The 13,455-nt window shown below is 53.4% G+C and carries 12 protein-coding genes; 5 read left to right on the forward strand and 7 right to left on the reverse strand.

Annotation, left to right across the window (positions count from 1 at the left end):
* The 6 genes from dinB to E7745_RS13685 are packed head-to-tail and all read right to left on the reverse strand — an operon-like array spanning position 1 to position 7,963.
* Complete coding sequence (gene dinB, locus E7745_RS13660; protein WP_123399985.1) at positions 1-1,122, reverse strand: DNA polymerase IV; 1,122 nt, start codon at positions 1,120-1,122, stop codon at positions 1-3.
* Positions 1,103-1,813: a DNA repair protein RadC gene (radC, locus tag E7745_RS13665; RefSeq protein ID WP_107031203.1), complete on the reverse strand. Its 711-nt coding sequence runs from the start codon at positions 1,811-1,813 to the stop codon at positions 1,103-1,105. Before radC ends, dinB begins: the two co-directional genes overlap by 20 nt.
* Before the next feature lie 5 nt (positions 1,814-1,818).
* Entirely contained in the window at positions 1,819-2,823 is a 1,005-nt protein-coding gene (locus tag E7745_RS13670) for a glycosyltransferase (RefSeq protein ID WP_107031202.1), read from the reverse strand.
* Positions 2,823-3,953: a carboxynorspermidine decarboxylase gene (gene nspC / locus E7745_RS13675; protein ID WP_136409047.1), complete on the reverse strand. Its 1,131-nt coding sequence runs from the start codon at positions 3,951-3,953 to the stop codon at positions 2,823-2,825. Before nspC ends, E7745_RS13670 begins: the two co-directional genes overlap by 1 nt.
* 24 nt (positions 3,954-3,977) lie before the next feature.
* Positions 3,978-6,326, reverse strand: a complete 2,349-nt coding sequence (locus E7745_RS13680) for an ATP-dependent helicase (RefSeq protein ID WP_136409048.1) — start codon at positions 6,324-6,326, stop codon at positions 3,978-3,980.
* 8 nt (positions 6,327-6,334) lie between these two features.
* Positions 6,335-7,963, reverse strand: a complete 1,629-nt coding sequence (locus E7745_RS13685) for a dipeptidase (protein WP_136409049.1) — start codon at positions 7,961-7,963, stop codon at positions 6,335-6,337.
* Positions 7,964-8,265: 302 nt separating this feature from the next.
* Here E7745_RS13685 and E7745_RS13690 point away from each other — a divergent pair, with 302 nt between their 5' ends.
* Both E7745_RS13690 and E7745_RS13695 read left to right on the forward strand, forming a co-directional pair.
* A complete protein-coding gene (locus E7745_RS13690; protein WP_136409050.1) occupies positions 8,266-8,979 on the forward strand; it encodes an MIP family channel protein in 714 nt (237 codons plus the stop codon).
* A gap of 90 nt (positions 8,980-9,069) precedes the next feature.
* Positions 9,070-9,942 (forward strand): neutral zinc metallopeptidase, encoded by an 873-nt coding sequence (locus E7745_RS13695; protein WP_136409051.1) that lies wholly within the window; start codon positions 9,070-9,072, stop codon positions 9,940-9,942.
* Between the two features lie 86 nt (positions 9,943-10,028).
* Here E7745_RS13695 and E7745_RS13700 read toward each other — a convergent pair whose 3' ends face one another.
* Positions 10,029-11,210: a lipid-A-disaccharide synthase gene (locus E7745_RS13700; protein WP_136409052.1), complete on the reverse strand. Its 1,182-nt coding sequence runs from the start codon at positions 11,208-11,210 to the stop codon at positions 10,029-10,031.
* A gap of 108 nt (positions 11,211-11,318) precedes the next feature.
* On the opposite strand from E7745_RS13700, the gene E7745_RS13705 reads away from it, so the two are divergent.
* From E7745_RS13705 to E7745_RS13715, 3 genes are read left to right on the forward strand one after another with little or no spacing between them, the layout of a single operon-like run.
* Positions 11,319-12,008, forward strand: coding sequence for a glucosaminidase domain-containing protein (locus tag E7745_RS13705; RefSeq protein ID WP_136409053.1), 690 nt, complete (start codon positions 11,319-11,321; stop codon positions 12,006-12,008).
* 31 nt (positions 12,009-12,039) lie between these two features.
* Positions 12,040-13,155: a DEAD/DEAH box helicase gene (locus E7745_RS13710; RefSeq protein WP_168182144.1), complete on the forward strand. Its 1,116-nt coding sequence runs from the start codon at positions 12,040-12,042 to the stop codon at positions 13,153-13,155.
* Entirely contained in the window at positions 13,092-13,361 is a 270-nt protein-coding gene (locus E7745_RS13715; RefSeq protein ID WP_168182146.1) for a DbpA RNA binding domain-containing protein, read from the forward strand. The genes E7745_RS13710 and E7745_RS13715 overlap by 64 nt, the downstream gene beginning before the upstream one ends.
* Positions 13,362-13,455: the final 94 nt, after the last annotated feature.

Genomic DNA, 13,455 nt, shown 5'->3' on the forward strand with positions numbered 1-13,455 from the left:
TCAGTCATACCCGTTTTCAAAATCAAATTCCAGCTGTCGCGGATCATAGACCGTCCGTGAGGAACTTCCATGTTCCGGCATCGAGACAGAAAGGCCCACAAGCCTAACCTGCCGTCCGACCACCGGCGCCAGAGCCAGCAGGCGTATAGCCGCCTGGGCGATGAGATCTTTGTTCTGATAGGCGTGTGGAGCAGTATGGCTGCGTGAACACTGGCTGAAATCGCTGAATTTCAATTTAAGCGTCAGCGTACAGCCGCGGAACACACTGCGTCCTATCCTCCAGACAAGTTCTTCTGCCAGATCAGAGATCACCTGCTCGATCTCTCCGACGGTCACAAGATCTTCCTGAAGAGTGATCTCGCAGCCGACCGATTTCCGCGTCCACAGCGGCTCCACGGGTCTATTGTCGATCCCGCGGGCAAACTGATAGAAAATCCTCCCGGACTTCCCGAATTCATGACTCAGCAGTTCGGCTGAACAGGCTGCAAGCTGTTCGCCGTTCCAGATACCAAGAGCATGCATCCTTGCGGCCGTGACGGGCCCCACACCCCAGAAATCTTCCACCGGAATCCTGCGTATAAAATCAAGAGCCTGCGAGGGATGGATGGTACACAGGCCGTCGGGCTTCCGATAGTCAGAAGCTATCTTAGCCAGAAACTTATTGTAAGAGACTCCGGCGGAAGCTGTCAGCCCAAGTCGCTCACGGATCTTGCTCTTGATCTCTCTGGCGATATTGACAGCCATCGGTTCACCTGCCTTATTGACAGTCACGTCAAGAAAAGCCTCGTCAAGAGATATCGGCTCGACGATATCGGTATATTCATGAAAAATCTCATGCATAGCTGCCGACACCTTTTTATATACATCGAATCTCGGTTTCACAAAAACGAGTCCCGGACAGATTTTCGCTGCCCGCATCGACGGCATGGCCGATCTTACGCCGAATCGCCTCGCCTCATAGCTCGCAGCCGCTACCACACCGCGCCCCTCGGCATGGCCGACGGCTATAGGCACTCCTCTCAGTTCAGGATTGTCACGCTGCTCGACTGACGCATAGAACGCATCCATATCAATATGGATGATCTTACGTATTTCACCCAGTTCAGAGACGTCCCTGGTCATTGTAGGAATAAAATTCGTTTCGCGCTATTATCACATGATCAAGCACTTTGATTCCGAGATAATCGGCTCCGACCTTGATTCTCTGAGTCAGACGGTCATCCTCACCGCTCGGAAGCGGATTCCCGGAAGGATGATTATGAACCAGTATTATCCCTTCGGCAAGACAGTCGAGCGCCCGTTTTAGAAGCAGCTTCACATCCACCACCGTGGCGGCCGTGCCTCCCTGCGATATGCAACGCTTGAACTTCACGCGGTTACTCCTTGAGAGCATCATCACCCAGAATTCCTCATAGTCAAGATGAGCCATAAGCGGCTGCATTATATCCTTGACATCCTCGCTCGACCTGATCAGCGGCTCTGCGGCACCGGCCATCTGCTCACGGTTACGGCGGCCGAGTTCAAAAGCCGCGGCAAGGCATACGGCTTTGGCCGGACCGACTCCTTTGTATTTCGACATCATCTCCTGCATACTCATGCGGGCAAGGTTGTCGACCCGCTGGTCACAGTCATGCAGAATGCCACGCGCCATGTCGACCACCGACATGCCCGGCAGTCCACCACCAAAAATCAATGCCACAAGTTCGGCATCGCTCAGCGAGCGTATGCCGTTTGCAAGCGCTTTCTCACGCGGCTTGTCGTCGTCATTCAGATCATGAATGCGGGTCGGGACAAAAGGTGTCTGGTCATTCATCGCTTCTACTTCCCTTTTCTCATTAAAATCTCTTCCTCGACGTCACGTCCGCGCCCAAGCACTATCTTGAGGAAGTATGCTTTCAGAAAACCGCAGCCGTAGCCACAGATCTGGATGACGCTCGCAGGCAAAGCCTTGACCGCAATCACCGGCGAGCGGGTTGACACAAGCGCACTGACGAATATGGCAATAAGATACAACCCCAGCGGCAGCAGGAACCACGGAGAGACTGCCGCTGACAGCACCACAAGCACCAGCCCTATGATCACAGCCAGGGCAGGAAGAGCATGAACCACTTTCAGCGACCCCGGATAGAGCAGCTTGAGGGTGATGCGCGACATGCCGAACACATAGACCTGACGAAGGAATTTTCTGAAATCAACACGCCTCTTGTGGTAGACATAAGCTGGACGGATCAAGGCTATCGAAAAGCCAGCATTACGGATTCTAGTCGACATGTCTATATCCTCTGAAAACATTTCACGGAAGCCCCCCACCCTTTCATAGACTCTGCGCGAAAAACCCATGTTGAATGTGCGCGGCACAAACTTTTCAAGGCTCATCTTCCCGCCACGGATTCCGCCGGTGGTCAGAAACGAGGTCATGGCGAAATTGATGGCCTTCTGAGTCGAGGTGAACGACGAGTGAGCCGAGTCCGGACCGCCGAAACAGTCTACGGGCTTTGCATCCAGCTCGCGGCTAAGAACAGCGAAGTAATCCTCCGGGATCACACAGTCGCTGTCAAAGAAAATGAAATAATCGCCTGCGGCCCGCTCCATTCCATAGTTGCGGGCAATCGAACGGCCTTCATTCTCCTTGTAGAAATATCTGACACGCAGATTTTCCACGCTTTCAGCTTCGGCCTGGCATCTGTCTGTCGACCCGTCCTCCACTATCACGACCTCGAAATTCTTCAAGGTCTGACGGCTGAGACTTTCCAGCAGATCACGGACCTCATCAATACGGTTATAGACCGGTACTATTACCGAAAAACGCACCTTTTCATCCATCAGCTCATGCGGTTTTTATAATCATTATAATCGAAACGGCGCAGATAAGTGCAATTGCCATCAGAGTCGCAAAGCACCATAGCAGGATGCTGTATGCCATTGAACATAGAGGTCTTCACTGTAGTATAGTGGTTCATATCCTCAAGCGTGAGGCGATCACCGGCTTTCAGTGGCTCCCGGAAACACCAGTCGCCCACATAGTCACCGCTCAGGCAGGAATTTCCGCCAAGCCTATAGCGCGGCAGCCCCTCCGCTTCCGGAACACTTTCGGTGATGGCCGGCTTATAAGGCATCTCAAGGCAGTCAGGCATGTGGCAGGCGAAACTTGCGTCGATGACAGCCGTTTTCACTCCTTGGTTCTCAACCACATCAAGCACTTCGGTGATCAGATCGCCGGTGCGCCAGGTGAAAGCACTTCCCGGCTCCATAACTACCTGCAGCCACGGATAACGCCCACGGAAATCTTTCAGAAGCCCGATCAGATGGTCCACGTCATAGCCCTCGCGCGTCATCAGATGACCACCGCCGAAGTTGACCCACTTCAGCTGACTGAAATACATTCCGAACTGATCCTCGAAAGCGGCAAGCACCTTTTCAAGATCATAGCTCGAACTCTCGCACAAAGCATGGAAATGCAGACCCTCGATCCCGGCAGGCAATACTCCGGCAAGCTGATCGGCGGTCACTCCGAAACGCGAACCGGGAAGAGCCGGATTGTAGATCTCAGTCTCGATGACCGAGCACTGCGGATTGACTCTCAGTCCGGGCGACACTCCGGCCGCCAGAGTCTTGGCGCCATACTTTTCCCACTGACCGAGAGAGTTGAAGGTCAGATGAGTGGCACGTGAAAGAAACTCACTTATCGTGGCCTCGGTATAGACCGGACAGTAGACATGCGCCTCACCTCCGAGCTCTTCATTGCCAAGCCGGAGCTCGTTGAGCGAACTGGCGGTAAAATCGCGGTTATACTCCCTGATTATAGGGAATGTACGCCACAAGGCATTGGCCTTGAAAGCCATGATGATATTCACACCGGCCTCACGCTCCACTCTGTTGATCAGCGACAGGTTGCGGCGCAATTTATCTTCATATACTATATAATAAGGTGTAGCGATCTCGTCTGCTTTCATCTCATATTGTTTTTGGTATGGTGGTTACTCGGTTCCGACTATTGAAAATTTCGCAAACTTCAGCATCAGGGTGCGAGTGTCGGTATTCTCGAACTTCACTGTGATTCTCGGATCGGGCCCTGCGGTGTCGATATTGACAATCGCACCACGGCCGAACTTGGCATGTTCTATGACCGTTCCCTCCGCCACTTCGCTCACCGAATGAAGGGCATATCTGACATCGCTCGCAGGCTTTCCGGCAGACGGCTGCATCTGTCCGGGCCGTCTGAATGACTGCGGCGCGCCTGACGAAGGCTGAACCTTGCGCAGCGAGTTCAGACTGCGGGCTGAGCCGGCCATTGATGCCGTATAATTTACCGTCGGGCGCACCTTCGGAGCATCGTCTCCAAGATTGTCATTGGTGGCAAGACGCAGATAGCGCTGATCTATATCTCTGAGGAAGCGCGACGGGCGGCAGCTGACCGTCTGACCGTTGCGGAAACGCGATCCGGCATATGTCAGCATGCAGAATTTTTTCGCTCTCGTCATAGCCACATACATCAGACGGCGCTCCTCTTCGATCTGGGCCGGTGAATCCTGAGCCATAGCCGACGGAAAAAGCTCTTCCTCAACTCCGACCACAAACACATTATTGAATTCCAGCCCCTTTGCAGCATGGACAGTCATCAGAGTCACGCGCTCCTCGCTTGCGTCGCCGGAATCCGAATCCTGGTCAGTGGCAAGCGAGACCTCCGCCATAAAATCGGCGAGCGACATGCTGTCACTCCCCTCCTCCACACGGGTCTCCACAAAGCCCTTCACGCCTGAAATCAGTTCCTGAAGGTTTTCCTGTTTCGAAAGATTTTCAGGTGTGCTGTCGTGGAGATACATCTTCAGCATCTCAGTACGTTCTATGATCCTGGTGGCCAGTTCAAGCGCATCGGCCCCCTTGCGGTCAGCCTGCACGAATTCAGTTATCAGACCGGCAAATCTGTCGAGTTTACGCAAAGTCCCGGCATTGAGACCGGCCGGATACCTGTCAGGCTCCTGAATCACAGTCCAGAGGCTTACGTTGCCGTCAATCGCTGCACGTGTCAGCTTGGCGAGAGTTGTCTCCCCGATGCCTCGCGCCGGGAAATTGATCACACGTCTCAGCGCCTCGTCATCATCAGGATTCAAAGCCAGACGGAAATAGGCAATGGCGTCCTTTACCTCCTTGCGCTGGTAGAACGACAGACCACCGTAAATCCTGTAAGGCACATTGCGTTTTCTCAAAGCCTCTTCCAGCACACGGCTCTGGGCATTGGTACGATATAGTATGGCGAATTCATCGGCACTGTCGCCGCTCGTCATTTTCAGCTGCGACAGCCGCGAAGCCACCTGATAGGCCTCCTCGAAATCGCTATAGCACTTGACCACCTCTATCAGCGCCCCGGTCTCGTTCTCTGAATAAACGGTTTTGGGTATCTGCTCGCTGTTCTTGTCGATAAGTGAACCGGCGGCATTGATGATGTTACGTGTCGAGCGATAGTTGCGTTCGAGTTTAAAGATAGACAGTGCAGAATACGTCTTTCTCAGATCAAGGATATTGCGGATATTGGCACCCCGGAACGAGTAGATGCTCTGGGCATCGTCGCCGACCACACAGAGCCTGCCGCTTTCGCGTGTAAGCTGGGTCACTATCACGTGTTGCGCGAAATTCGTGTCCTGATACTCGTCGACAAGCACATAGCTGAAAAACTCCCGATAGTGGCGGAGCACATCCGGATTGTCGCGCAACAGTACATTGGTATAATAGAGCAGATCGTCAAAATCCATAGCCCCGGCCACCACGCAACGGTCGCGATAGGCTCTGTAGACCGCATAGAGTTCGGGGCGTTTGGCTCTCGCATCGGCTTCCATCACATCGCGGCTCAGCGCATAGTCTTCAGGCGAGACAAGTGCGTTCTTGGCACCGGAAATGGCCGAAAGCACAGCCGACGGCTTGTAGATCTTATCGTCAAGCTGCATATCCTTTATGATAGTCTTGACAAGCGATTTACTGTCGGCGCTGTCATAGATCGTGAAATTGCTTTTGAATCCTATCAGTTCGGCATTGGCGCGGAGAATACGCGCAAAGATCGAATGAAAGGTACCCATCCACAGTTTCGAAGCCACAGCGCCGCCCACAAGCTGCTCCACACGCTCGCGCATCTCTTTGGCAGCCTTGTTCGTAAAGGTCAGAGCAAGAATCCGCCACGGCTCATAGCCGAGGCGGAGTAGATGAACTATCTTATAGGTTAGCACACGGGTCTTGCCTGAGCCGGCTCCCGCTATCACAAGCTGAGGTCCGTCGCAATACTCTACTGCGGCCCGCTGCTGTTCGTTGAGTTCATCAAGATAATTTTCGTCCATCAATATCATCACTTGACGAGCAGATGGTCACCGGTTTCGTTGACAATCGAGCGGTAATAGCGATCGTCATATCCGCCGTAGACCGGCGACACAGGCATTCCTTCGGGAGTGCGTTCGAATTTTCCGTCTTTCTCTTTCTTGATATTGCCGTCCATATATTTGACAAGGAGATAGTCGCCGAGATCCTTATAGCGCTTCACATAGCGGCGCGAAGCAAGGGCAGAGTGATCGTTGAGCAGACTGCGGGCGGCATCAGGCTCGAGAGTCGGCACTTCGGCGAGGAACGTTCTGACTTCATTTTCAAGAGTATCTTCCTCGGCTTTCTGCACACGGCGGATATCATCGATCATCTTGCTGTACTGGTGATAGGCCTGGTTCGCCACATAGCTTGTCACCCAGAATGCAGCGTCCCATGACAGGGTGAGGAGATCGCCGTTGCCCTGGGCGAATTCATGAGGTATTGAAGTGATGCTGCTGTACATGGGCACATACACACAGGTATTGGCATCGTCAACACCGAACCAGAGTATGCCGCGCATCAGTTCAGGATGGGCAGAGTTCATCTGCGACACGAACGAAAAACCGGTCTGCTGAGTGGCGATGGCACGTTCGTTGAGATATTCCTTTCCGTCGACTTTGAACGTCATCGGACGCCAGCGGTAAGGCACCGCATAGGGACCGGCGCCAACATCTTTGGTCATGTCCATCGGAGTACCCTCGAAATGGTCACGCATCATCCACTTCATGTCATTGAGACTCACCTTGCGGTCAGGTTTCACCCAAAGCGGCATAGGCTCGCCCTCGGCCTTCATGATCCAGGGGAGATAGCTGTCCATTCCGTCGGCAAAACGGTTGAAATAGCTCCACACACGGCCGTCACAGCCTCGGGTTGCAGTGCCGTCGAGTTCGCCATAGGCAAGCGAGAAACTGAAATCCTCGTCCTTACCGTTGTAGTAGCCCATTTTGCGGGCGAATTTGATGACATCAGGCGAGTAGAGGGTGTTTTCCTTGTCTTTCAGAGGAAATTTATGGATACGCGGATGGTTGGCATGGCCCGAAATACAGTCGTCGGGGATACGGCGGGCCACCCATACGGCGCCCTTCTCCTTGCCGCCCTTGCCGATCAGTTCCATGATCCAGGCTTCTTCAGAATCGGCAATAGAGAACGATTCACCACTTGAATGATAACCGTATGTGTTCACCAGATCTGTCATGATCTTTATGGCCTCGCGTGGCGTTTTGGCTCGTTCAAGGGTCACATAGATCAGCGAACCATAGTCCATTATACCGGTTGTGTCTTCCAGCTCGTGACGGCCACCCCAGGTGCTTTCCGAGATTGTCAGACCGTGTTCGTTCATATTGCCTATAGTAGTATAGGTTTCGGCTACTTCGGGTATCTCGCCGAGATAGCGGCCTGTGTCCCATTCAACGATCTTCCTCATCGTGCCTGGCGCATGTTTGCCTCCGGGGCGGTTGTAGAGTTCACCGTAAAGCGTATGGCTGTCGGCGGCATAGGTGACAAGCACCGAGCCGTCAGGAGTGGCGTTCTTACCTGCGATAAGGCTCGTGCATGCCAGAGCCGGCTCAACTGACATCAGAGCCAGGGCTCCGAGAACGATTTTATCGAACATTTTCATGATTGGTTTTGTTTTTTTTAATAATTTATGCAAGGATCTGTCAGCCTCCATATTCCAGCAGGAACACCACAGCGGACGTCCGTCTTGCAAAAATAATGAAATTCATCTACAAATCCAAGCCGCAGGATCTCTTTCTGCATCGCACAGAAAAATGTGAGAATGTCTGACAACAAATGTTAAACCCCTCTATAACTTCCGATAAATTTGTAACTTACAAATATTTTTCATTAATTTGCAATCAGGACTCCTTACCTGCATAAACAAATTTCTCATATACTACTCACTAACCAACTGCTTATTTTATGAAAAAGTATCTCGCAGAGATGATCGGAACATTTGTTCTGGTACTCATGGGTTGCGGCAGTGCAATCTTCGCAGGCATTGGCCTCGGCACAACCGGCTATGGCGTGACAACCCTTGGCGTGGCTATGGCGTTCGGCCTTTCTGTAGTGGCTATGGCCTACACCATCGGCAACATTTCAGGCTGCCACATCAATCCGGCCATCACCCTCGGTGTCTGGTCAAGCGGACGCATGAGCGGCAAGGAAGCCGGAGGCTACATGCTCTTCCAGTGCATCGGCGCTATCATCGCTTCTGCTGTCCTCTACATCCTCGTCCACACAGGCAATGAAGCCGGTATCGAAGCCGTGTTCAACAGCACTACGACCACCGGCTCAAACAGCTTCCTCCCCGGCAACATCGTGCCTGCCTTCATTGCAGAACTTATCTTCACTTTCATCTTCGTGCTCGTGGTGCTCGGTTCCACTGACGAAAAGAAAGGTGCCGGCAACTTTGCAGGCCTCGCCATCGGCCTGACTCTTGTCCTGGTCCACATAGCATGCATCCCCATCACCGGCACTTCAGTCAACCCGGCTCGTTCGATCGGCCCGGCCATTTTCGCAGCCATCGAAGGTAACTGTGTGCCTCTCAGCCAGCTCTGGCTCTTCATCGTGGCTCCATTCATAGGAGCTATGCTCAGCGCCTTTGTCTGGAAAGGACTCCGCTCAGACAACTGATCGGCATTCGTAGCTAAAAAAATAAACCGCAGGGGCATGAGGATTGTCAGCATGTCCCTGCGTATTATCTGACACATTCAAATACTCTTCATGAATCTCAACGGACGACGTGAAAGTTCAAACGTCAGCGACCGCCGCAGTGGAGGCGGTGGGGGCGGCAAGAAAATCGGCGCCGGAATCGGCGCGGTAATAATAGCGGCTATCATTGCATGGATCTCCGGTGGAAACCCTCTTGATGTCCTGATCTCTAACGCCGGTTCATTCACCTCCGGCAGCAGCCAGGTCTCGCAGAACTACACCCCTACAGAAGAAGAGGAGGAACTGGCACGCTTCTCCCGCCAGATTCTGGCCGGAACGGAAGACGTGTGGACAAAGATTTTCGCCCGGATGGGGAAGGAATACGAAGCGCCGACCCTGGTGCTCTACACCGATGCCGTCAGAAGCGCCTGCGGAGATGCATCCGCATCTGTAGGCCCGTTCTACTGCTCGGCCGATGAGAAACTCTACATTGACCTGTCATTTTTCCGTGACATGCGCAAGACTCTCGGAGCTGATGGAGATTTCGCATACGCCTATGTGATAGCCCATGAAGTCGGGCATCATGTACAGCATCTGCTCGGCATACTTGACGAAGCCCATTCGCAGATGAACCGCGTAAGTGTAACCGAAGCCAACAACATCAGTGTGCGCATCGAACTCCAGGCCGATTTCCTCGCCGGTGTCTGGGCTTATCATGACAACGAGATGTTCAGCTCCATTGAAGACGGTGATCTTGAAGAAGCTCTTGATGCATCAATGAAAATAGGCGATGACTATCTGCAGAAACGCGCCCGCGGCTACTCCGTGCCCGACTCATTCACCCACGGCACATCAGCCCGGCGCAGCCGCTGGCTCAAAAAAGGCCTCTCGACAGGCGACCTCAGCCAGGGCGACACATTCTCCATCCCCTATTCCAGTCTGTAAGCGCTTATCAGGAAATGCAAACCTTTTTTGCACCTCCACGCATTATCGCACTAAAACTCTATTCTCTTGTGGTTAACTTTGCAGCGTCAGGAGAGTTTCCGGAAAAGTATCGAGGCTACGTTTGAGGCGGCGCTGCTGTCGGTATGAAGTATGGATCTGATCTTTGCATAACCTTCCAGCTGGGCCTCGCGGGCCGGCCCCGCTTCAAGTATCTGCGAAAGTTCACGGTCCACATTGTCAGCCGTACAGTTGTGGACCAGCATCTCCGGCACCACACACCCCCTGCCCCCCGTGCGCACGGCCTCGCGGTTGACCTCACGTCGCGTCTGACGGTCTATCTTCCCGCCTATAAGGTTAGGCAGAGCCACATAGGGAATCTTCAGAATGTGAAGGAATATGTCATGGGCCCATTTCCACCCCACGGCACGATAGCAGACCACCTGCGGACATCCCGCCAGGGCACATTCCAGCGAGGCTGTGCCTGAAGTCACCATAGCGGCATGGGCACCGGCCATCAGCTCAAGAGTGGCGGCATCTACAAGAGGGAAAGAGGTATAGGCTCCATACATCGACTTGTCTATAGAAGGAGCGGCGGCCACCACGGTCTGCATCTCAGGATGACGCCTGGCCACAGCATCCATCACCGGCAGATTAGCCTTGATCTCTCCGACACGGCTGCCAGGCACAAGAGCGAGGATCGGACGCTCCGACAGCCCGTGACGCTGCAGAAATTCCGCCCGCGAAGGCAGTGATTTCAGCACTTCCTCCACCTCTTCGACCGATGGGTTACCCACATAGTCCACCTTGACTCCCCGTTCCCCGAACCATGCAGGCTCAAACGGAAGTATCGAGAAAATGCAGTCTACATAGCGGCGCAACTGCTTGATGCGATATTCCTTCCAAGCCCAGAGCTTTGGCGCGATATAGTAAAACACCTTTATGCCAAGCTCTTTGGCAAATCTGGCCAGATTCAGATTGAAGCCCGGATAGTCGACAAGCACCACGGCATCAGGCCGCATGGTCCGGATGGCCTCTTTAGCCCTACGCAGATTGCCGAGAACCTGCGGCAAGTGGGTTGCCACATCAATAAATCCCATGAATGCCATGCGGCTGAAATGTATCAGAGGCTCATGCCCAGCCGCTTCGGCCATGCGGTCGCCACCGAGAAAAGTGATTTCCGCCGAAGCATCAAGCTTCAGCAACTCTTTGATTACCTGCGCCGCATGGACGTCACCGGATGCCTCTCCGGCTGAAAAGAAATACTTCATAAGCACAAAGATATAGGATTTTTTTCATTTTCTGAAGGATTTTCGCTAACTTGCGCGTTATTAAGAAGAGCTCAACTATTCATTCTTCTTCATCAGCATCACAACTATATGTTCAGATACATCTTCGGGGCAATACTCAGCCTGCTTCCGCTTCTCTCGTTTGGGAAAACGCCGATTTTCGGAAACCCAGAAGTCGATGTCGACAATATGTACGCCTATGTCAAGCGCCACAACCCAGATTTCAGACGCGAAGTTGCCGAGGCCTTCTACAGCATCGGGCGCCGTTACGGCATACGCGGAGACATCGCCCTGTGTCAGGCCATAATCGAGACCGGATGGTTCCGTTTCGACAACGGCACTGCCGTCCGCCCCGAAGCTCATAACTATTGCGGACTTGGCGTGAAAAAGCGTGGCGACCGCGGATGCTCGTTCAAATCCGTGGAAGAAGGAGTCACAGCCATGATACAGCACCTCTACGCTTATGCCTGCTCAGGCAAATTGCCGAAAGGAGAACGCAAGATAGATCCCCGCTTCGACTATGTGAGCCGCGGTTGCGCCCCGACATGGGAAAAACTCGCCGGCCGCTGGGCAATGAATCCGCGTTACGGCAAAAACATAATGAAAATCTATTCCGGACTTGCCTCCAAAGCCCACTCCGGCGGCAAAGTGCAATTCATAGAAGTCAATATCCCCGATGATCTCCTTGACGGCGATGAAATTGACTACTCCGATCTTGACTATGCCCATGACGTTGACACTCCGGAAATCTCCGTGGCCGATGACGATATCTTCAACTGACCCCATTCCACACACCCCCGAAAACAGACCAATGAAAGAAAAAGACATCATATCAAACATCGCCTCCCGCCTCGCCATCACCGAACTCAACGCTATGCAGAAACGCATGGCATCTGTAAAAACCGGAGGCAACACCATTACACTCCTGGCCCCGACAGGTTCCGGCAAGACCGTGGCATTCGCCATAGCCCTGCTCAAAAGCCTTGGCCCGGCCGACGGACGGATACGTGCCGTGGTCATGGCTCCATCGCGCGAACTTGTACTCCAGATCTTCGATGTAATCCGCCCTATAGCCACCAGACTCAAGACAGTCGCTTTCTACGGCGGACACTCCATGCAGGAAGAAAAAAACTCACTGTCTGTAACCCCTGACATCATCATCGCCACTCCCGGCCGTCTGCTCGACCACATCACCCGCGGTCTTGTCGACCTTTCAGGAGTACGCACACTCGTGCTCGATGAATATGACAAAGCCCTCGAACTCGGATTTGCCAACGAAATGAAGCGCGTGTGCAAAAAACTCACATCTCTCAGCCTCATAATCCTCACCTCAGCCACACGCCTTGACGAACTCCCCCCCTTCCTCCCGGTGACACAGACCTCCGAACTGATTGACTTCAGATCCGACTGCTCTCCGCGCCGCAGAATACAGATTGTCAATGTCCCGTCACCGACACGCGACAAACTCGATACCCTCATCGACCTCCTGCGCTCGCTCGACAACGGACGCGTGATCGTCTTTGCAAACCATCGAGAAAGCGTAGAGCGCATCTACTCGGCTCTGCGCAAAGCCGGACTGCCGGCGGGAATCTATCATGGCGGCCTCGAACAGAACGACCGCGAAAACGCCATCGAGATGCTCAACAACGGATCGACCCCCATACTCGTCTCAACCGATCTCGGCGCCCGCGGTCTTGACATCCCCGAACTTTCGGCCGTAATCCATTATCATCTCCCCCCTCGCCTGAAGCCTGGACCCACCGCAACGGCCGCACAGCACGCCAGCAAGCCTCCGGCGAAGTCTATGTCATCACCTCCGAAGGCGAAAACCAGCCAGAATATCTCGAATGGGACCGCGAACTGGTGCCGCAAGGCAAAAGCTCCGACCCGATTGTCTCCGATACCGCCACTCTATATTTTAACGTAGGCAAAAAAGAGAAAATCTCGCGAGGCGACATCGTAGGCTTCATCGTAGCCAAAGGCAACCTTGACGCCGGAGCGATAGGCCGCATAGCCCTGCGCGACCACTCGGCGCTCGTGGCAGTTCCACTCAAAGAAGCCGCAAGGCTCATCGACACCCTCAACAGCCACAAAATCAAAAACACCCGCGCCAGAATCTCCCGCCTCGGCTGATAAGATGCCATTTAACCTCTCACCGTAACTATTCAGCGAATGGAAGATATAGGCACCAAATCTTGAGGATATTGAATTAAGATCTTATCTTTCA

The organism is Duncaniella sp. C9, from assembly GCF_004803935.1.
Classification (GTDB): Bacteria; Bacteroidota; Bacteroidia; order Bacteroidales; family Muribaculaceae; genus Duncaniella; species Duncaniella muris.

Bases quoted from the DNA above. Each gene is read 5' to 3' on its own strand.
- dinB (WP_123399985.1), bottom strand. From the start codon at position 1,122: ATGACCAGGGACGTCTCTGAACTGGGTGAAATACGTAAGATCATCCAT.
- radC (WP_107031203.1), bottom strand. From the start codon at position 1,813: ATGAATGACCAGACACCTTTTGTCCCGACCCGCATTCATGATCTGAAT.
- E7745_RS13670 (WP_107031202.1), bottom strand. From the start codon at position 2,823: ATGGATGAAAAGGTGCGTTTTTCGGTAATAGTACCGGTCTATAACCGT.
- nspC (WP_136409047.1), bottom strand. From the start codon at position 3,953: ATGAAAGCAGACGAGATCGCTACACCTTATTATATAGTATATGAAGAT.
- E7745_RS13680 (WP_136409048.1), bottom strand. From the start codon at position 6,326: ATGGACGAAAATTATCTTGATGAACTCAACGAACAGCAGCGGGCCGCA.
- E7745_RS13685 (WP_136409049.1), bottom strand. From the start codon at position 7,963: ATGAAAATGTTCGATAAAATCGTTCTCGGAGCCCTGGCTCTGATGTCA.
- E7745_RS13690 (WP_136409050.1), top strand. From the start codon at position 8,266: ATGAAAAAGTATCTCGCAGAGATGATCGGAACATTTGTTCTGGTACTC.
- E7745_RS13695 (WP_136409051.1), top strand. From the start codon at position 9,070: ATGAATCTCAACGGACGACGTGAAAGTTCAAACGTCAGCGACCGCCGC.
- E7745_RS13700 (WP_136409052.1), bottom strand. From the start codon at position 11,210: ATGAAGTATTTCTTTTCAGCCGGAGAGGCATCCGGTGACGTCCATGCG.
- E7745_RS13705 (WP_136409053.1), top strand. From the start codon at position 11,319: ATGTTCAGATACATCTTCGGGGCAATACTCAGCCTGCTTCCGCTTCTC.
- E7745_RS13710 (WP_168182144.1), top strand. From the start codon at position 12,040: ATGAAAGAAAAAGACATCATATCAAACATCGCCTCCCGCCTCGCCATC.